The organism is Streptococcus sanguinis, assembly GCF_900635155.1.
GTDB classification, from domain to species: domain Bacteria; phylum Bacillota; class Bacilli; order Lactobacillales; family Streptococcaceae; genus Streptococcus; species Streptococcus sanguinis_G.
On sequence record NZ_LR134002.1, the window covers coordinates 784399 to 802092 of the forward strand.

The 17694-nt window shown below is 42.8% G+C and carries 20 protein-coding genes; 16 read left to right on the forward strand and 4 right to left on the reverse strand.

Annotated elements, in window-relative coordinates; genetic code table 11:
- The first annotated feature begins 161 nt into the window (after positions 1 to 161).
- The 8 genes from ELZ47_RS04040 to ELZ47_RS04075 all read left to right on the forward strand — a co-directional run bounded on the left by ELZ47_RS04040 (position 162) and on the right by ELZ47_RS04075 (position 6631).
- Positions 162 to 2294 carry a Tex family protein gene (locus ELZ47_RS04040; RefSeq protein ID WP_126435322.1) on the forward strand — a complete coding sequence of 711 codons (2133 nt, stop codon included), beginning with the start codon at positions 162 to 164 and terminating at the stop codon, positions 2292 to 2294.
- Positions 2281 to 2718, forward strand: a complete 438-nt coding sequence (locus tag ELZ47_RS04045) for a SprT family protein (protein ID WP_126435323.1) — start codon at positions 2281 to 2283, stop codon at positions 2716 to 2718. The genes ELZ47_RS04040 and ELZ47_RS04045 overlap by 14 nt, the downstream gene beginning before the upstream one ends.
- Before the next feature lie 138 nt (positions 2719 to 2856).
- Entirely contained in the window at positions 2857 to 3132 is a 276-nt protein-coding gene (locus ELZ47_RS04050; protein WP_331852794.1) for a PspC domain-containing protein, read from the forward strand.
- Positions 3133 to 3337: 205 nt separating this feature from the next.
- The gene (locus tag ELZ47_RS04055) at positions 3338 to 3829 is read left to right on the forward strand and encodes an NUDIX hydrolase (protein ID WP_125331423.1); all 492 of its coding nucleotides are present in this window, start codon (positions 3338 to 3340) and stop codon (positions 3827 to 3829) included.
- Between the two features lie 137 nt (positions 3830 to 3966).
- Positions 3967 to 4902, forward strand: a complete 936-nt coding sequence (gene hprK, locus ELZ47_RS04060) for an HPr(Ser) kinase/phosphatase (protein ID WP_125331424.1) — start codon at positions 3967 to 3969, stop codon at positions 4900 to 4902.
- On the forward strand, positions 4895 to 5680 hold the full coding sequence (lgt, locus tag ELZ47_RS04065) for a prolipoprotein diacylglyceryl transferase (protein WP_125331425.1): 786 nt from the start codon (positions 4895 to 4897) through the stop codon (positions 5678 to 5680). The genes hprK and lgt overlap by 8 nt, the downstream gene beginning before the upstream one ends.
- Positions 5681 to 5737: 57 nt before the next feature.
- Positions 5738 to 6136, forward strand: coding sequence for a DUF948 domain-containing protein (locus ELZ47_RS04070; protein ID WP_002897219.1), 399 nt, complete (start codon positions 5738 to 5740; stop codon positions 6134 to 6136).
- Positions 6137 to 6151: 15 nt separating this feature from the next.
- Positions 6152 to 6631, forward strand: a complete 480-nt coding sequence (locus tag ELZ47_RS04075) for a YtxH domain-containing protein (RefSeq protein ID WP_002897220.1) — start codon at positions 6152 to 6154, stop codon at positions 6629 to 6631.
- Positions 6632 to 6903: 272 nt separating this feature from the next.
- Here ELZ47_RS04075 and ELZ47_RS04085 read toward each other — a convergent pair whose 3' ends face one another.
- The gene (locus tag ELZ47_RS04085; RefSeq protein ID WP_002897221.1) at positions 6904 to 7206 is read right to left on the reverse strand and encodes a DUF3270 family protein; all 303 of its coding nucleotides are present in this window, start codon (positions 7204 to 7206) and stop codon (positions 6904 to 6906) included.
- Positions 7207 to 7336: 130 nt separating this feature from the next.
- Here ELZ47_RS04085 and ELZ47_RS04090 point away from each other — a divergent pair, with 130 nt between their 5' ends.
- The 3 genes from ELZ47_RS04090 to ELZ47_RS04100 all read left to right on the forward strand — a co-directional run bounded on the left by ELZ47_RS04090 (position 7337) and on the right by ELZ47_RS04100 (position 10175).
- Complete coding sequence (locus tag ELZ47_RS04090; RefSeq protein WP_164549548.1) at positions 7337 to 8266, forward strand: peptidase U32 family protein; 930 nt, start codon at positions 7337 to 7339, stop codon at positions 8264 to 8266.
- Positions 8267 to 8492: 226 nt separating this feature from the next.
- On the forward strand, positions 8493 to 9779 hold the full coding sequence (locus tag ELZ47_RS04095) for a peptidase U32 family protein (protein WP_125331428.1): 1287 nt from the start codon (positions 8493 to 8495) through the stop codon (positions 9777 to 9779).
- A 72-nt stretch (positions 9780 to 9851) separates the two neighbouring features.
- Positions 9852 to 10175, forward strand: a complete 324-nt coding sequence (locus ELZ47_RS04100) for a CHY zinc finger protein (RefSeq protein ID WP_164549549.1) — start codon at positions 9852 to 9854, stop codon at positions 10173 to 10175.
- Positions 10176 to 10201: 26 nt separating this feature from the next.
- On the opposite strand, the gene ELZ47_RS04105 is transcribed toward ELZ47_RS04100, so the two are convergent.
- The gene (locus ELZ47_RS04105; protein WP_002899965.1) at positions 10202 to 10558 is read right to left on the reverse strand and encodes a hypothetical protein; all 357 of its coding nucleotides are present in this window, start codon (positions 10556 to 10558) and stop codon (positions 10202 to 10204) included.
- Between the two features lie 90 nt (positions 10559 to 10648).
- Between ELZ47_RS04105 and ELZ47_RS04110 the strand changes: the two genes are divergently transcribed.
- Positions 10649 to 10861 carry a YdbC family protein gene (locus ELZ47_RS04110; protein WP_002894983.1) on the forward strand — a complete coding sequence of 71 codons (213 nt, stop codon included), beginning with the start codon at positions 10649 to 10651 and terminating at the stop codon, positions 10859 to 10861.
- 24 nt (positions 10862 to 10885) lie between these two features.
- Here the strand turns inward: ELZ47_RS04110 and ELZ47_RS04115 are convergent, their stop codons facing one another.
- A complete protein-coding gene (locus ELZ47_RS04115; protein ID WP_125331430.1) occupies positions 10886 to 11431 on the reverse strand; it encodes a biotin transporter BioY in 546 nt (181 codons plus the stop codon).
- Positions 11432 to 11902: 471 nt separating this feature from the next.
- On the opposite strand from ELZ47_RS04115, the gene ELZ47_RS04120 reads away from it, so the two are divergent.
- Positions 11903 to 12634 (forward strand): cyclase family protein, encoded by a 732-nt coding sequence (locus ELZ47_RS04120; protein ID WP_126435326.1) that lies wholly within the window; start codon positions 11903 to 11905, stop codon positions 12632 to 12634.
- Between the two features lie 354 nt (positions 12635 to 12988).
- On the opposite strand, the gene gorA is transcribed toward ELZ47_RS04120, so the two are convergent.
- Positions 12989 to 14338, reverse strand: a complete 1350-nt coding sequence (gorA, locus tag ELZ47_RS04125; RefSeq protein WP_125331432.1) for a glutathione-disulfide reductase — start codon at positions 14336 to 14338, stop codon at positions 12989 to 12991.
- A 210-nt stretch (positions 14339 to 14548) separates the two neighbouring features.
- Between gorA and ELZ47_RS04130 the strand changes: the two genes are divergently transcribed.
- From ELZ47_RS04130 to ELZ47_RS04140, 3 genes are read left to right on the forward strand one after another with little or no spacing between them, the layout of a single operon-like run.
- Positions 14549 to 15712 (forward strand): efflux RND transporter periplasmic adaptor subunit, encoded by a 1164-nt coding sequence (locus ELZ47_RS04130; protein ID WP_002931019.1) that lies wholly within the window; start codon positions 14549 to 14551, stop codon positions 15710 to 15712.
- A complete protein-coding gene (locus ELZ47_RS04135; protein ID WP_002906126.1) occupies positions 15696 to 16394 on the forward strand; it encodes an ABC transporter ATP-binding protein in 699 nt (232 codons plus the stop codon). The genes ELZ47_RS04130 and ELZ47_RS04135 overlap by 17 nt, the downstream gene beginning before the upstream one ends.
- Positions 16394 to 17662 (forward strand): ABC transporter permease, encoded by a 1269-nt coding sequence (locus ELZ47_RS04140; RefSeq protein ID WP_126435328.1) that lies wholly within the window; start codon positions 16394 to 16396, stop codon positions 17660 to 17662. Before ELZ47_RS04135 ends, ELZ47_RS04140 begins: the two co-directional genes overlap by 1 nt.
- Positions 17663 to 17694: the final 32 nt, after the last annotated feature.

Sequence of the window (17694 nt, forward strand, 5' to 3'; positions counted from 1 at the left end):
AAAATAATAATTCTATTATACTACCAATTATCAAAAAATGAAATTTTGAAACATAGGAGACTCTTTGTCACTGATTTACCCTAAATTTTTTTGTACAAATATTACTAAATAGTTCTAAAACTGCCTATCTTTCAAAGCACTTGTGATATAATAGGATTGTTATGGAAAATATAAATATTGAAAAAATTGCCCAGAAATTGGGCCTTAAAGAAAGCCAAGTATCACAGGTCCTAGATCTGACCGCTGAGGGAAATACGATTCCTTTTATTGCTCGTTACCGTAAGGAAATGACAGGAAATCTGGATGAGGTTGAGATTAAGGCTATCATTGACTTAGATAAGAGCATGACTGCCTTGGCAGAGCGTAAAGCAACGGTTTTAGCTAAGATTGAGGAGCAGGGAAAACTTACGGATGCGTTGCGTTCTGAGATTGAAGCTGCTGAAAAGCTGGCAGATGTGGAAGAGCTTTATCTGCCTTACAAGGAGAAGCGCCGTACCAAGGCAACTATTGCGCGTGAAGCAGGTCTCTTTCCTTTGGCCCGCTTAATCCTACAAGATGCGGCTAATTTGCAGGAAGAAGCTGAGAAACTTACTAGTGAAGCCTTTCCAACATCAGAAGCTGCTCTAGCTGGAGCAGTGGATATTCTGACTGAAGCAATTTCTGAAGATACCAAGCTGCGGGCTTGGACCTACCATGAGATGCAGACCAATTCTTCTATCGTATCCAGTCTCAAAGACGGTGATTTGGATGAAAAGCAGGTCTTCCAGATTTATTATGATTTTTCCGAAAAAGTAGCGACCATGCAAGGCTACCGTACCTTGGCTCTTAACCGTGGTGAGAAGCTAGGTATTCTCAAGGTTGGTTTTGAACACAATCTTGAGAAAATTCTGCGCTTCTTTGAAGTACGCTTCAAGGTGAAAAATGCCTATATTATTGAAGCAGTTCAGCAAGCGGTTAAAAAGAAAATCATTCCAGCAATGGAGCGCCGTATTCGGACCGAGCTGACTGAGGTTGCTGAGGATGGAGCGATTCAACTCTTCTCAGATAACCTCCGCCATCTCCTCCTAATTGCTCCTCTCAAAGGTCGTGTAGTACTGGGCTTTGACCCAGCCTTTCGGACAGGAGCCAAACTAGCTGTCGTTGATGCGACAGGTAAGATGCTGACGACTCATGTTATCTATCCAGTAGCGCCAGCAAAGCCAGCTCAGATTGAAGCATCTAAGAAAGAGTTATCGGAGCTGATTGAGCAGTTTGGCGTGGAAATCATCGCCATTGGAAACGGAACGGCCAGCCGAGAAAGCGAAGCCTTTGTAGCAGAAGTTTTGAAATCCCATCCGAATGTCAGCTATGTTATCGTCAATGAGAGCGGAGCATCTGTCTACTCTGCTAGTGAACTGGCTCGTCATGAGTTTCCAGATTTGACTGTTGAAAAGCGCTCAGCTATTTCTATCGCACGCCGTCTGCAGGATCCTTTGGCTGAACTGGTTAAGATTGATCCTAAGTCCATCGGAGTTGGCCAGTACCAACATGATGTCAGCCAGAAAAAACTGTCTGAAAGTCTGGACTTTGTCGTTGATACAGTGGTCAACCAAGTCGGAGTTAATATCAACACAGCCAGTCCTGCCCTGCTGGCCCATGTAGCTGGTCTTAATAAAACTATCTCAGAAAATATTGTCAAGTACCGGGAAACTGAAGGCTTGATTCGGTCTCGCGAGGCCATCAAGAAAGTGCCGCGTCTAGGCGCAAAGGCCTTTGAACAGGCAGCCGGCTTCCTGCGTATTCCCGAAAGTGATAACCTGCTAGACAATACAGGCGTTCACCCAGAGTCCTATAAGGCAGTGGAGGAGCTCTTTAAGCGCTTAGAAATCAGCAGTTTGGATGAAGCAGTCCAAGCCAAATTAAAGGCTGTTCAGATTGCTAGTTTGGCTGCAGAGCTAGGCTTGGGAGAAGAAACCCTCAAAGACATTATTGGAGACTTGCTCAAGCCTGGGCGGGATTTACGGGATTCCTTTGATGCTCCTGTTTTGCGGCAGGATGTCTTGGACATCAAGGACCTGCACATCGGTCAAAAGCTGGAAGGTGTTGTCCGTAACGTCGTAGATTTCGGAGCCTTTGTGGATATCGGTATCCATGAAGATGGCCTCATTCATATCTCAAAGCTGAGCACGGACTATATCAAGCATCCTAGTCAGATCCTATCTGTTGGTGATTTAGTCACAGTCTGGGTGGATAAATTGGATGTGGAACGGGAGAAGGTTAACCTCTCTCTGATAGCACCAAATGAATCTAACTGAGTATGTCAAGCGGGTTTCAGCTGAAGATTTTGGCTGGGAATTCCGCCACCAAGCTTATTGGAACAAGCGTCTCCGCACTACGGGGGGACGCTTCTTTCCTAAAGATGGCCATCTGGATTTCAACCCAAAAATCTATGAAACTTTTGGGCTGGAGACCTTTCGAAAAATTGTCCGCCATGAGCTGGCTCACTATCATCTCTATTATCAGGGTAGAGGTTACCGCCATGGAGATAGAGATTTTAAAGAACTGCTCAAGCGAGTTGATGGTCTACGTTACGCTCCTGCATTGTCCGACTCACAAACCTTTCTCATCTATGAATGCCTGAGCTGCGGAGCACTTATCCGTCGCAGACGCAGAGTCAATCTTCAAAAATACCGTTGCGGACGCTGTATGGGCAAGCTCCGTTTGTCAGAGAAAGCTTGATAATTAGTAAGAGAGTTCATTGAAGAACTCCCTTTTTTTAAAAGAATGAACTTTCTAAGGTATAATCAGCCTTTGGCCCGATTGTTTTTCTGTGAAATATGGTAGAATAAAGTAAATATGATCATTGAGGTCTCTATCATGAACATGAAATTCTATAAGTTGAAAAAGAATCGACTGATTTCCGGTGTCTTGTCCGGTCTGTCTGATAAATTTGATTTTGATCTGAGCCTAGTGCGCTTCCTCTTTATTATCTTTACTGTGGTCAATTTCGGCTTGGGAATTCTCATCTATATCCTGCTGGCTATGGTTATGCCTTATAAAGAAGACATAGAAGAGGAAATATATGGAACTGGCCCACGCAAACGAAAAGAAGCAGAAGCAATCAAAGACGATAAAGACGGTTGGTTTTGGTAATTCTTAATAAGATAGAAAATTTCGGGATGCACTCCCGATTTTTTACTTGAAGTAGGGAATGTTTTAGTAAGACATTTCTATGCCGTGATTAATTTTCTGCTTGCTTCTTTTAGATAAACTCTAAAAAAGAAGCAGGCTAGAAAACCAGGTAAATCTACACTTAAAAACTCCACTAAAATATTAATAATTCATCCAAGGAGGAAATATGGCAGAAGTTTGGAATGCTTATGACTTAAATCGAAATCAACTCCCTCATCTCCTGGTTCGAGGAGATGAAATTCCTGAAGGACAGTTTCATCTCTGTGTAAATGTCTTGGTTCGCCATCAAGATGGCGATATTCTCTTTATGCGGCGGTCAGCAAATAAAAGTCTCTATCCTGGCTACTATGAGTTCGGAGCGGGAGGCAGTGTGCTGGCAGGAGAGGATAGTCAGACAGCCGCCCTACGCGAATTAGAAGAAGAAACTGGCCTGGTTCCTGACAGCATCAGACTTTTGGAGCAGGTGTGCTCTATCAAAGACCAGTGCCATTTCGACTATTATGAAGTGCTTGTGTCTGGGGATAAGAGTCAAGTCCGCTATCAGACGGGTGAAACAGATGCTCATCTCTGGTTGCCTCTGAAAGAGGTCCCGGCCTTTGTAGAAAACCATCCTTGTTTTAAGAACCAAAAGAAAATTCTCAGCAGCCTGATTGATTGATGTCGCGGCTGTTTTTTTATTTTTACTAAAAGTTGATTTAAATCAAAATATTTTTTCGACCTAAAATCAATCTTAAAGATTCTTTTGAGATAAAAATTTGCTATAATAGAGGAAGACAAATTTGAAGGGAGAAGACAATGTCGGTAAAGGTCAAAGACCTCTTAAAAATATCCCGCCTGTCTCAGGAGTACGGAGATAACGTTTTACTGGAGAAAGAAATAAAGACTTCAGATATTTCTCGGCCAGGACTTGAAATGACAGGATATTTTGATTTTTATACACCCGAGCGGATACAGTTGATTGGGATGAAAGAGTGGTCTTATCTGATGAAGATGAGCTCTCATAACCGCCATCAGGTGCTGCTGAAAATGTTCCAGCCTGAAACGCCGGTGATTATCATTGCTCGAAATTTAGAGATTCCTGAAGAAATGATTAGAGCTGCTGATGAGAAGCAGATTGCTATTCTTAGAAGCAAAACCTCTACCAGTCGCTTGTCTGGAGAAATTTCCAGCTACCTTGATTCTCGGCTGGCTGAGAGAACCAGTGTTCATGGTGTCCTGATGGATATCTATGGCATGGGGGTTCTCATCCAAGGGGACAGCGGAATTGGTAAAAGTGAAACAGGGCTTGAGTTGGTTAAGCGTGGCCATCGGTTGGTTGCGGATGACCGAGTGGATATCTATGCCAAGGATGAAATGACCCTTTGGGGAGAGCCGGCTGAAATCCTGCGCCACCTATTGGAAATTCGTGGTGTTGGTATCATCGATGTCATGAGCTTATACGGAGCCAGTGCAGTAAAAGATTCTTCTCAAGTTCAGATAGCTGTCTATTTGGAGAATTACGATACTCAAAAAACTTTTGACCGTCTAGGTAATGATACAGAGGAGCTGGAGGTTGCCGGTGTCAGAATTCCACGTATTCGAATTCCTGTAAAGACTGGCCGCAATATCTCAGTCGTGATTGAGGCTGCAGCGATGAACTATCGAGCTAAGCAAATGGGCTATGATGCTACCAAGATATTTGAAGAGCGCCTCACCGATTTAATTAGCCGAAATGAGGTGAAACATGATTGATCCAGTAGCTATCCAACTAGGGCCTATCAGTATTCGCTGGTATGCCATCTGTATTGTCACAGGCTTAGTTTTAGCCGTTTATCTTGCCATGAAAGAGGCTCCGCGTCGGAAGATTATTCCTGATGATATTTTGGATTTTATTCTAGTGGCTTTTCCCGTAGCTATCGTTGGTGCCCGGCTTTATTACGTGGCCTTCGAATGGGATTATTACGGTAAGAATCTGATAAAAATCATTGATTTTTGGAATGGCGGGATAGCAGGTATTGCTATTTACGGCGGGCTGATAGCTGGTGCTATCGTTCTCTACTTTTTCTGTCGGAGAAGGCTGATTCACCCAGTTGATTTTCTAGATATTGCAGCACCAAGTGTGATGATTGCCCAGAGTATTGGTCGCTGGGGAAATTTTGCCAACCATGAAGCCTATGGTGCAGCAGTTAAGAGTTTGAACTACCTGCCTAGCTTTATTCGTGAGAATATGTATATCGAAGGCAGTTACAGACAGCCAACTTTCCTCTATGAATCTCTGTGGAACCTACTTGGTTTTATCTTGATTATTGTTCTCCGCCGTCGGCCTAAGTTGCTGAGACAGGGAGAAATCGCCGCCTTCTATCTAATCTGGTATGGATTTGGTCGGATGATTATTGAGGGTATGCGGACGGACAGTCTTATGTTTGCTGGTCTGCGCGTTTCCCAATGGCTGTCGCTGATTCTTATTTTTGTCGGAATCGGCATCATCATTTACCAAAGAAAAAAGAAAGCCCCTTATTATCAAGAATAAGAAATGCTTAGAGCTGCTGACTCTTGTAAGAGATGTCAGCGATGAAAGGAGAGAAATATGATAATTGAAATTGCTTATGCTTTACTGGCGGTAGCCCTCATTATCTTCGTGATTTATTTGACGATAACCGTCAAAAATCTGGGTGAGAAAGCTGGTAAGATGCTCGATGAAACAGAAAATACCATCAAGGTCTTGACTTCTGATGTCAACGTGACCCTTCACCAAACCAATGATTTACTGGCCAAGGTCAATGTCTTAACTGACGACATCAATCAAAAAGTCGCAACTATTGATCCTTTGTTTACAGCTGTTGCAGACCTGTCTGAGTCTGTTTCAGATTTGAACGTTCAGGCGCGTACGCTGAGTAAAAAAGCAGTGTCTGCTGGTAAGGGAACCGTCAAAACTACGGCTGGTTTATCTGCTTTGCGTTTTGCTTCAAAATTGTTTAAAAAATAAGAAAGAAGGTCTATTATGGGAAAATTTTCATCACTGTTATTGGGCGCCGTTACTGGTGCAGCTGCTGCTTATTTTCTGACCAGTAAGAAAGGAAAGGAAACGACAGATAAGGTTCGGGACTTTGTTAAGGAATACCAAGAAAATCCTGATGATATTCACGAAGCTGTCGTTCAGTCTGCTAAAGACTTTTCAAATCAAGCTGTCAGTGCAATTCAACAAACCAAAGAAAAGGTTGAGAAAGGCGAGATTACAACTGAAACAGTCATCGAATCTGTCAAAGAAACGACAAAATCTGTCGTTGACTACTCACAAGATAAGTTTAACGAAATCAAAGAAAAATTTGATAAAGAAGAAAGCAGCTTAGCTGAGGAAGAACCTGTGATCTTCGAAGAGGAAGAAGAACCTTCAGAAGAAATCATCATTGACTTCGGAGCAGAAGCGACAGAAGGACAAGAAGAAAAGGCTGTTGAAACAGACAGTCAAGAAGAAAAATAAAACAAAGAAGAGGCTGGGACAAAAGTCCTAGCCTCTCAATTGTCTTTGGATTGTCGAGCAAGACGCAGTGGTTGAGTGGGCTCTACTACGCTGATTTCATCAGCTTTTACAGCCCTACTCAACTGTGCGGAGGTGGGACGACGAAATCGAATTCTAACGAATTACCGATTTCTGTCCCACTCTCTTCTTTGTTTGCTAGAATGAAAAAACGAGGACATAAGGTGTCTTCGGTTTTTTTTAATATTTTAAAATCGTAGAATCACAAGGTTGGTTTATTTGCTAGTTTGGCGTTTCTTTGCGAACAAGCGATAAGATTGAATGCTAATCAGGCTGGAAGCAATGGCCAAAGCGAAAGACATAAATGTATTCATTTTCAAGCTCAAAAATACAAAGCTAAACAAAACTGTCAAGACACAGAACACAGCAATATTTAAGAAGAAAAAGAGTTCACTTAATCTTGGTGATGTTTCTGCTTCAGGTAAGTACTCTTGATAGAGTGGTGTTTGTTCAGATTCAATTTCTTGGTAGTAGTAGTCAGTTGGGTCATCATATTGTTGGTATTTTCTTACGTGCATAATTCTCTCTCCTTACAGTACCCTCTAATTCTACCATTTTTTTGCAGTTTTAAATATTACAAAAGAGTTACAAAACGAATAAATTCGAATGAAAAACCACTCCTTTATATTTTTTTGCTATAATGGTTTTATGAAAAAGATAATTATTACAGCAACAGCTGAAAGTATAGAACAAGTTGAGGAACTTTTGAAGGCGAATGTCGATCGAATTTATGTCGGAGAGAAAAATTATGGCCTTCGTTTACCTCATAATTTTAGTTTAGACGAATTAAATCGAATTTCTGATTTGGTTCACCAAGCAGGAAAAGGGTTGACCGTTGCGGTGAACGCTCTCATGCACCAGGAAATGATGGATAAGATCAAGCCCTATCTTGATTTTCTGCAGGAAATTGGGACAGATTATATTACCGTTGGGGATGCTGGTGTTTTTTATGTGCTGCAGCGCGATGGCTATAAATTAAAGACCATTTACGACGCATCGACCATGGTTACCAGCAGCCGTCAGATTAACTTTTGGGCTAAGAACGCAGGAGTTTCAGAAGCTGTCTTGGCGCGTGAGATTCCTTCTGCTGAGCTTTTTAAGATGCCAGAAATTCTGGAAATTCCTGCTGAAGTCTTGGTTTACGGAGCTAGTGTCATCCATCACTCCAAGCGTCCTCTCTTGCAAAATTACTACAACTTTACTCATATCGATGATGAAAAGACGCGGGAGCGAGACCTCTTTCTGGCGGAACCTAGTGACCCGCAGAGCCATTACTCGATTTTTGAGGACAATCATGGTACTCATATTTTTGCCAATAATGACTTGGATTTGATGACCAAGCTGATAGAATTGGTTGACCATGGATTTTGCCACTGGAAGCTAGAAGGTCTATACACGCCAGGCCACAATTTTGTTGAGATTGCTAAGATTTTTGTAGAGGCAAGGGATTTGATTGAAGCAGGCAAGTTTAGCTCAGATCAAGCCTTTGTGCTGGATGAGGCGATTCACAAACTGCATCCGAAAAATCGTTTTCTCGATACAGGATTTTATGACTATGACCCTGATATGGTAAAATAAATATTTAAACTAAGACTCCTTTTAGGAGTTCTTTTTTGAGAACAAAAAAACATTGGAAAATTAGTATTAAAAAATAGTTTTTTTAAACTGTTTTTTGAATTAATTCGAATAATCTAAAAATTAGAATTATGAAAATAATTCAAAGAACCTTGCTTTTAGGGGTAAATTACTATAAAATAATAAGGATTAGACATCAACACTTTTATATTGCAAATAGGAGAAAATGATGGCAAGAAAGTTGAAACGACCAGAGGTGTTATCACCTGCTGGTACTTTGGAAAAGCTAAAAGTAGCTGTTCGATATGGAGCAGATGCTGTTTTTATTGGCGGACAGGCCTATGGTCTGCGCAGTCGGGCTGGGAACTTTACCTTTGAACAGATGGAAGAAGGGGTTCAGTTTGCGACTCGTTATGGTGCCAAGGTCTATGTCGCGGCCAATATGGTCATGCACGAGGGCAATGAAGAGGGAGCTGGTGAGTGGTTCCGCCGTTTGCGGGACATCGGGATTGCGGCTGTCATTGTTTCAGATCCAGCTTTGATTGCTATTGCAGCATCAGAAGCACCTGGTCTGGAAATCCACCTGTCAACTCAGGCCAGTGCGACCAACTATGAAACGCTTGAGTTTTGGAAAAACTTAGGTCTGACTCGTGTTGTCCTAGCTCGCGAAGTGTCAATGGCTGAGCTGGCTGAAATTCGCCGACGGACTGACGTTGAAATAGAAGCCTTTGTCCATGGAGCGATGTGTATTTCCTACTCCGGCCGCTGTACGTTATCCAATCACATGAGTATGCGCGATGCCAATCGTGGAGGCTGCTCGCAATCCTGCCGTTGGAAATATGACCTCTACGACATGCCTTTTGGTCAAGAACGTAAGAGCTTGAAGGGTGAAGTTCCAGAAGAATTTTCCATGTCCGCAGTTGATATGTCCATGATTGACCGCATACCAGACATGATTGAAAATGGAGTAGATAGCTTGAAGATTGAGGGACGGATGAAGTCTATTCATTACGTTTCTACGGTGACTAACTGCTATAAAGCAGCAGTGAACGCTTATCTAGAAAGTCCTGAAAAGTTCGAAGCTATCAAGCAGGATTTGGTCGATGAGATGTGGAAAGTTGCTCAACGTGAATTGGCCACAGGATTCTACTATCATACTCCAACTGAAAATGAGCAGCTTTTCGGAGCGCGACGCAAGATTCCTGAATACAAATTTGTAGCAGAAGTAGTATCCTATGACGCAGACAGTCAGACAGCGACTATTCGTCAGCGTAATGTTATTCATGAAGGCGATCAGGTTGAGTTTTATGGACCAGGCTTCCGTCATTTTGAAACCTTTATCACAGACCTTCGAGATGCTGAAGGTAACAAAATTGATCGGGCTCCTAATCCGATGGAACTCCTGACCATTCACTTGGAGCAGCCTGTAGAGGCTGGCGATATGGTGCGGGCTCGAAAGGAAGGCTTGATTAATCTTTACAAGGAAGATGGCACTAGCGTGACCGTCCGAGCTTAATCTTATATTCATAGGTGGCTTTTTAATCTAAAAGCCATTTTTATGAATAGAGGTTTTCAGAGAGGAAATAGCATGATTCAGGTTTACGGAGATGTTCTTGATGAGGAGACTCGCTGCCAGCATTATCACAGTGAGAGAGATATCATAGCCCTTAAGTGCTTTGCTTGTCAGAAATACTATCCTTGCTTTCTCTGCCATGACCGCTACGAAAACCATGCTTTTCTGGCCTATCCTGTGAGTCGGTCAGAAGATCGAGTAGTTCTTTGTGGCCATTGCAGGACAGAGCTGACTATTTCTCAGTACCTTGGCTGTGAGGATGCCTGTCCTATCTGCAATCATCCTTTTAATCCAGGATGCAAGAAGCATCGATCAATTTATTTTCAGACAAACAAATAACTCTTCCATCTAACTGGATGGAAGAGTTATCTTTTGAAACGACGGTTGGTGATGCGAATGTCTTTCTTTTGGGCTTCACGGATATTATTGGGTACGAGACTGATTCGCTTGATGTCCTGCACGCGGATAATAGTGGTCATACTTTTCTTGAAATTCTTGATAATCAGCTGCAGGCGCTCGCGATCGTATTTGACAATGTCGCCGGTAAAGCTTTTATCCAGAAAGATAACGTGGACACCAGATTGTTTTCGCAGAGCTAGTTCAATAGTACGCAGAATGCGGCCGCTGTCCTCTGGTCCCTGTTCATTCTTTTTGCCACTGATAAATTCGTTGGCTCTTTGTAAAATCATTTCGAGATATTTTTTCATAGCTAAAATCTCCATAACTTGTTACAATATATTATATAACAAAATTCCCTAAATTGTAAATTCTTTTACGAATTATTAGTTGGAAAATAAAACAAGAGGTGAAATATGACTGAATTTACATTCGAAATCGAAGAAAAACTTCTGGTCCTGTCTGAAAATGACAAGGGCTGGACAAAGGAACTCAATCGAGTTAGCTTTAACGGAGCACCAGCTAAGTATGATATTCGGACTTGGAGTCCAGACCACAGCAAGATGGGCAAGGGAATTACACTTTCTAATGAAGAATTCCAAGTTCTCGTGGATGCATTTAAAAACTGATAGAGAAAGCTCTATCAGTTTTTTCTATTTCTCTGAAAAGTAGGAATGGAATTTCAGACTCTTAAAAATAGGGATGCTGATAATGGTAATGAAGACCATCTTCAGCAGATCAGGCAGGATAAAAGGAGTCAGACCAACCGCAATGGCTTTAGAGAAATCAAGACCTCCTAAGAAATGCAGTCCTAGGATACCGCCGACAAAGACGAGAGCGTCGCCCAAGACATTGGCTATAAAAATCATATAGAAGGGACTATCCTTATGTGTCAGACTGGATGTGACAAGCGAAAAGAGTAAGTAGAACCAGAGATAGCCGGCACTCGGACCAAAGAGTGCCTGAAATCCACCGCTTCCTCCAGCAAAGACCGGCAGGCCAATAGCTCCCAGCAGCAGATAAAGGAAAACCGACAATACAGCTTCGCGAGGTTTGAAAATCGTCGCAATCAAACCGACAGCAAAAGTCTGCAGCGTAATGGGAACGGGGCCGATGGAAATAGTTAATTGGGACAGGACAGCTAGGAAGGCAGCTCCGATAGCTGGGAGGGCAAGAAGAAATGCTTTGTTCTTGTTCATAAATAGTAAACCTCTTTTTATTTTTATGGTAACTATTTTAAAAGCTAAATAAAAAAAAGTCAAGTCCTTCTTAATCGGACGAGACAATTATTCAGACAGATTTTCATTTCTGTTTCTTGCTTCTGATAAGCAAGACGATAAAGGCGATAAGACCAAAAATATTAAAGAAAAGGATGCCCAAGGCTGCAAGAAGCTTTTTCGTTTTATTCATCTGTTTTCCCCGTTTCTGGATTGCTTTGTTCTATCATACCAAAATTTTAAATGTTTGAATAGGTTTCATTAGAAAAATTAGCTATAGCTTCAAACTATATTATTATCAATAAAAAAGGATTATCTAAAAAAGCTATAAAGAATTGCAGCAGCACACTTTGATTGATATAATAATGCAAAAGTAAATAAGAGTTTTTGCTAGAGGTGTGGGTGCGTAATCAACATCTTTCCAAAGCAAGACAGACTAGATTGGAGAAGCATATGACAGATTTATTAAAAATTTATCAGGAACTACAGGAGAAAAAATGGGTCAACTTGTCCCATCAGATTAAGGAAGACAGTCCGCATTTTCCCGCTCTGCCTGCCTTGGAGAAAAAGGATATTTTCACTTTGAAAGACGGTTTTCATGTTCAGCAGTTTTCTGTAGTTGGCCAGTACGGGACTCATATTGATGCTCCGATTCACTTTGTGGAGGGTGGTCGCTGGTTGGAAGAGATTGAGCTAAAAGATCTTTTTCTGCCTTTGGTAGTTATTGATAAGTCTAAGGAAGTAGCAGAGAATCCAGACTTTATTCTGGGCAAGCAGGATATTTTAGATTTTGAAGCGGAGCACGGGCAGATTGAGCCAGGAACGTTTGTTGCCTTTCGCTCAGACTGGTCCAAGCGTTGGCCGAGTCAATCAGCTATGCGCAATCTGGATGAGCAGGAAGTTCAGCATACTCCAGGGTGGGGACGGGATGCTCTAGAGTTTCTTATAAAGGAGCGTGGTGTCAAAGCTGTGGGTCATGAGACGTTTGACACTGATGCGGGTATCCCCACAGCGGAGCATGGACTGCTCAATGAATACTATCTTTTGGAGCAGGACATTTATCAGTTAGAAGTTATGACCAATCTGGATCAATTGCCGGCCAAGGGTGCTCTCATTTCGATTAGCTTTCCCAACTGGCATCAAGCCAGCGGTTCACCAGTGAGGGCTGTAGCTATTTTACCATAGTGAAAAAGGAGTCTGAGGTTTCATTTCAGGCTCCTTGTCTCATATAATAACTAATAAATAGATCGCTTTTTATAATCTTTGGAATTTCTTGATGGATATTTGACAATTTACCCTTTAAAATAGGGATGCAGAAATCTATGGTCTGAAAAAAATCTGAATTTCTTCCATTAGACTGATATTTGAAAGGAATATCAAATGAATCTGAAATAGCTAAAATTTACAATCTTACAAAAATGTAAGATTCGTCTGTAAAATGAAAGATTAAGTTATGGAATGGTCATGATCTTTATTATAAAATGGTAGCAGAAGTCAAAAAGAGGCTGGAATACCAAACCTCTTCTGATTTTGAATTTTTTATCGCATGGTCACGAACTCTTCGGAGCCAGTCGGGTGAATAGCAACTGTGGCATCAAAGTCAGCCTTGGTAGCGCCCATCTTGACAGCGACAGCGAAGCCCTGAATCATCTCATCTACTCCGTAGCCAATGCCGTGCAGTCCAACGACCTTTTCATCCTCACCGGCAGTGATGAGCTTGAACTTGGCCTGTTGGCGGTGCTGGGTAACAGCTGAATACATGGATGTGAAGCTAGATGTATAGACACGGATATTTTCAGCTCCGTAAGTCTTGATAGCCTCTACCTCAGTCAGGCCGACTGTCCCAATAGCGGGATGGGAGAAGACAACAGTTGGAATAGTTGAGTAGTCCATTTTAGCATTTGTTTTACCATTGAAAAGACGCTCAGACAGAGTTCGTCCAGCCTTGATAGCAACAGGAGTTAATTCTTTTTCACCTGTTACATCGCCTAGAGCATAGATACCTGGAACCACAGTGTTTTGGTACTCATCGACAGCGATGAAGCCACGTTCATTGAGAGTTACGCCAGCTGCTTCCAGATTGAGGTCTTGAACATTTGGCTTACGGCCGATGGCCCAAATAACATGCTGGGATGTGTGGCTGCTGCCATCTTCAAAGTAGAGCTTGAGCTGGCCATCAGGAAGTTTTTCCAGCTTTTGCGGAATCTTATGGGTATGAAGCTGGAGCCCAGAGTTTTCCATTTCTTGGAGCAGACCGTCAATCAGATAGCTGTCAAAGTTGCGCAGCGGACGATCCTTACGAACAAAAAGGTCTGTTTTAACTCCTAGAGCATGGAGCACTCCGGCTAGCTCAACTGCTATATAGCCTGCTCCGACAATGGCAACAGATTCAGGTAACTCTTCCCAAGCGAAGACATCATCGGAAGTTTCTCCGTAGCCTGCGCCAGGGATATTTGGAATAGCAGCATGAGCACCTGTTGCGATAACGATATGCTTGGCGCGAATAAGCTCACCGTTGACTTGGACAGTGTTTGCATCCACAAAACGGGCACGGCCTTCGATCAGCTCAACACCATTGCGCTTGAAGCTACCATCGTAGGACGAACGTGCTCTGTCAATATAAGCTTCTCGATTTTTCCGAAGGGTAGCAAAATCAAAAGCATGATTATCAGAGGTAAAGCCGTAGTCTGGTCCATAATGCTGGATAGCTTCAGCTATTTGGGCTCCGTACCACATAATCTTCTTTGGGACACAGCCGACATTGACACAGGTGCCACCCAGTTTCTTTTCTTCAATAACGGCAACCTTGGCACCGTATTCGCCGGCCCGATTCATGGTAGCAATTCCCCCGCTGCCACCGCCAATAGCAATCATATCAAATTCTTTCATCTTGTTAGAATCTCCTTCTATTATATGAGGTAATTGTACCTTTTTTAGCAGGTGAATGCAAAAATCTGCTACGGATTTGAGCGGAGTGACTATCTGAGATAAAATAGCAACCATTTGTGAAAAACTGTAAATTTTTTTTAGAAGAATTATGATAGCCTTGTGATATAATATAACAAAAGAAAATCGTTTTCATCAAGAGGAGGAAAAAAGATGAAAAAGTTAAAGAAATGGCAATTATTTAGCATTATTGGAGCTACGATTGCAGTTGTTGCAGGAGCAATTCTCTTCATGTTTTTAAATGGAGGGAATCCTTCTGAAATGCCTGTCGATACGACTCCGCTGGTTCAGAAGGCCAAGGAAGGTTCAGTGGCTTCTTCAGTCTTGCTGACAGGAAATGTCACAGCCAGCAATGAGCAGTACATCTACTATGACAGCACCAAGGGTGACTTGGAAAATGTTCTGGTCAATGTAGGCGACCAAGTGACTGCCGGTCAAGCGTTGGTAACTTATAAAAGTGCAGAGGCTCAGGCAGCTTATGATGCAGCTGCTCGGGCGGTTAGCAAAGCTGATCGTCAATTGCATGACTTGCAGACCAATGGTGTGACTGTAAATACAACCGGCGACGAAGAAGCAGATGGTGCGTCTGAAGCTCAGGCTCAGCGTTCTGTGGAGTCTCAGGCAGCTGATCTGCGCGATGCTCGAGCTGATGCAGTTGATAATATGAACAAAGCACAAGCTACTCTCAATGCCTTGACAGTGACCAGCACAGCAGATGGTACGGTCGTAGAAGTAAACCGCGATGTTTCAAAATCAACAACAGGTGCTACTCAAACCTTGGTTCACATCGTCAGCAATGGGAATCTGCAGATTAAGGGTGAATTATCCGAATACAATCTGGCTAACTTGTCTGTCGGTCAAGAAGTGACCATTACATCAAAAGTTTACCCAGACAAGAAATGGACTGGTAAAATCAGCTACATTTCCAACTATCCGAAAGACGGCCAGCAGGCAGCAGCTCAACCATCTGGAACAGGTGGCAGCGGAACAGCTTCAGGTTCTAAATATCCATTTACAATTGACATTACCAGCGAGATTGGTGAGCTCAAACAAGGCTTCTCTGTCAATATTGAAGTTAAAAACAATACTCAGGGACTCATTGTGCCAGTCAGCAGTGTGGTAATGGACGGAGACAAGAACTATGTTTGGGTCCTGGAAAAAGGAGTTGCCAAGAAGACAGAAGTGACGCTCGGAAATGCTGATGCTGAAAATCAAGAAATCTCATCTGGTTTGACAAAGGATAGTAAAGTTATCATCAATCCGACAGATAGCTTGAAAGACGGTCAAGAGGTGAAATCTTATGAAGAAGCTAATTGAGTTAAAAAATATTAATAAGAGCTATCGCAATGGAGACCAGGAACTGCAGGTATTAAAAGACATCAGTCTGGAGGTTGAAGAGGGCGAGTTTGTGGCCATCATGGGACCGTCTGGATCTGGTAAGTCTACTTTGATGAATATCATTGGGATGCTGGATCGTCCGACCACTGGTGAATACCATCTAGGAAGCGAAGAAGTAGCTAAGCTAGGTGATAAGAAGCTGGCCAAGGTTCGAAATAAGCAAATCGGCTTTGTCTTCCAGCAGTTCTTTCTCTTGTCTAAGCTTAATGCCTTGCAAAATGTGGAACTGCCCTTAATCTATGCAGGAGTCGGTCAATCTAAACGTAAGTCCTTGGCTGAGCAGTTTCTGACCAAGGTGGAGCTGGACACGCGGATGCACCACTTACCTTCAGAGCTTTCTGGAGGACAGAAGCAGCGGGTAGCCATTGCGCGTGCTTTGGTCAATAATCCTTCGCTGATTCTGGCTGACGAACCGACGGGGGCCCTAGATACCAAGACTGGCGAGCAGATTATGGAGCTCTTAACTGAGCTCAATCGAGAAGGGAAAACCATTATCATGGTAACCCACGAGCCTGAGATTGCTGCCTATGCCAAACGGCAGATTGTCATTCGTGACGGTGTCATCTCATCTGATAGCGCTAAGGAAGGAGGACTAGTCTAATGCAAAACTGGAAATTTGCCATTAGCTCCATTCTTGGACACAAGATGCGGTCTTTCCTGACCATGATTGGGATTATTATCGGAGTGGCTTCGGTTGTGGTTATCATGGCCTTAGGAGATTCCATTACCCGACGGGTCAATGAGAGTTTTACCAAAAGTCAGAAAAACATGCGTCTCGTCTTTTCTCCTAAAAAGAGCAAGGACGGATCCTATACACAAACAGCTGATCTCTATTCTGTAAATGTAGAAGATGAAAGCGAAGAAGTGGTGGAACCACCCAAGGCCCAGGAAGCCTGGGTTAAGGAATTGACCCATATCAAGGGAGTGGACGGCTACTATGTGACCAACTCAGCTATGGAAACCTTTAGCTACGAAAATAAGCAGGCTGAGCGCGTCAACTTTGTCGGTGCAAACATGACCTATATTCAGGTGAAAAAATACAAAATAATTGCTGGTCGTGCTCTGAGACAGCAAGACTATCAAGGCTTTGCCAGTGTTGTGCTGCTAGACGAAGGTCTGGCTGCGACCCTCTTTTCTTCCGCTGAAGAGGCAATCAATAAAATTGTAACAGTGGGTGCCAGTAACTATCGGGTGATTGGGGTTTATAGAGATCCTGAAACTGCTGCTGCATCTGGCTCTATGCAGGTCTATGGAGGTAATGCTATTACAACCAATACACTCATAGCCGCAAACTTTGGAGTAGATGAAATTTCAGAGATTGTTCTTCGAGTGAATGATACTAGCTTAGTTCCAGAACTTGGCCCTAAGGTTGCCAAGAAATTAACAGAAATTGCGGGACTCCAACAGGGAGAATATCAAGTGACAGATGATAGTGCCCTCTATCAGGAAGTGCAAAATATTTATGGTGCCATGACAGGAGTTATCGGTGCCATCGCCGGAATCTCACTCTTTGTTGGTGGTATTGGCGTTATGAATATCATGTTGGTATCGGTCACTGAGCGGACTCGTGAAATAGGTCTACGGAAGGCTCTGGGAGCAACGCGTGGCAATATTTTGATGCAATTTTTGATTGAGTCTATGATTTTGACACTGATTGGTGGTTTGATTGGCCTGCTTCTAGCTGCAGGACTTGCGTCTGTATTAGGCTCAGCCATGAGTCAAATGCTGGAAGGAATACCAGTAACGGTATCTCTACCAGTCAGCATCGTTAGCCTTCTCTTCTCAGCAACCATTGGTGTTCTCTTCGGAATCTTGCCAGCCAACAAGGCCTCCAAACTGGATCCAATCGAAGCACTGAGATATGAATAAAATAATAAAAGTCTGGGGAACCAGGCTTTTTT

Bases quoted from the DNA above. Each gene is read 5' to 3' on its own strand.
- ELZ47_RS04040 (WP_126435322.1), top strand. From the start codon at position 162: ATGGAAAATATAAATATTGAAAAAATTGCCCAGAAATTGGGCCTTAAA.
- ELZ47_RS04045 (WP_126435323.1), top strand. From the start codon at position 2,281: ATGAATCTAACTGAGTATGTCAAGCGGGTTTCAGCTGAAGATTTTGGC.
- ELZ47_RS04050 (WP_331852794.1), top strand. From the start codon at position 2,857: ATGAACATGAAATTCTATAAGTTGAAAAAGAATCGACTGATTTCCGGT.
- ELZ47_RS04055 (WP_125331423.1), top strand. From the start codon at position 3,338: ATGGCAGAAGTTTGGAATGCTTATGACTTAAATCGAAATCAACTCCCT.
- hprK (WP_125331424.1), top strand. From the start codon at position 3,967: ATGTCGGTAAAGGTCAAAGACCTCTTAAAAATATCCCGCCTGTCTCAG.
- lgt (WP_125331425.1), top strand. From the start codon at position 4,895: ATGATTGATCCAGTAGCTATCCAACTAGGGCCTATCAGTATTCGCTGG.
- ELZ47_RS04070 (WP_002897219.1), top strand. From the start codon at position 5,738: ATGATAATTGAAATTGCTTATGCTTTACTGGCGGTAGCCCTCATTATC.
- ELZ47_RS04075 (WP_002897220.1), top strand. From the start codon at position 6,152: ATGGGAAAATTTTCATCACTGTTATTGGGCGCCGTTACTGGTGCAGCT.
- ELZ47_RS04085 (WP_002897221.1), bottom strand. From the start codon at position 7,206: ATGCACGTAAGAAAATACCAACAATATGATGACCCAACTGACTACTAC.
- ELZ47_RS04090 (WP_164549548.1), top strand. From the start codon at position 7,337: ATGAAAAAGATAATTATTACAGCAACAGCTGAAAGTATAGAACAAGTT.
- ELZ47_RS04095 (WP_125331428.1), top strand. From the start codon at position 8,493: ATGGCAAGAAAGTTGAAACGACCAGAGGTGTTATCACCTGCTGGTACT.
- ELZ47_RS04100 (WP_164549549.1), top strand. From the start codon at position 9,852: ATGATTCAGGTTTACGGAGATGTTCTTGATGAGGAGACTCGCTGCCAG.
- ELZ47_RS04105 (WP_002899965.1), bottom strand. From the start codon at position 10,558: ATGGAGATTTTAGCTATGAAAAAATATCTCGAAATGATTTTACAAAGA.
- ELZ47_RS04110 (WP_002894983.1), top strand. From the start codon at position 10,649: ATGACTGAATTTACATTCGAAATCGAAGAAAAACTTCTGGTCCTGTCT.
- ELZ47_RS04115 (WP_125331430.1), bottom strand. From the start codon at position 11,431: ATGAACAAGAACAAAGCATTTCTTCTTGCCCTCCCAGCTATCGGAGCT.
- ELZ47_RS04120 (WP_126435326.1), top strand. From the start codon at position 11,903: ATGACAGATTTATTAAAAATTTATCAGGAACTACAGGAGAAAAAATGG.
- gorA (WP_125331432.1), bottom strand. From the start codon at position 14,338: ATGAAAGAATTTGATATGATTGCTATTGGCGGTGGCAGCGGGGGAATT.
- ELZ47_RS04130 (WP_002931019.1), top strand. From the start codon at position 14,549: ATGAAAAAGTTAAAGAAATGGCAATTATTTAGCATTATTGGAGCTACG.
- ELZ47_RS04135 (WP_002906126.1), top strand. From the start codon at position 15,696: ATGAAGAAGCTAATTGAGTTAAAAAATATTAATAAGAGCTATCGCAAT.
- ELZ47_RS04140 (WP_126435328.1), top strand. From the start codon at position 16,394: ATGCAAAACTGGAAATTTGCCATTAGCTCCATTCTTGGACACAAGATG.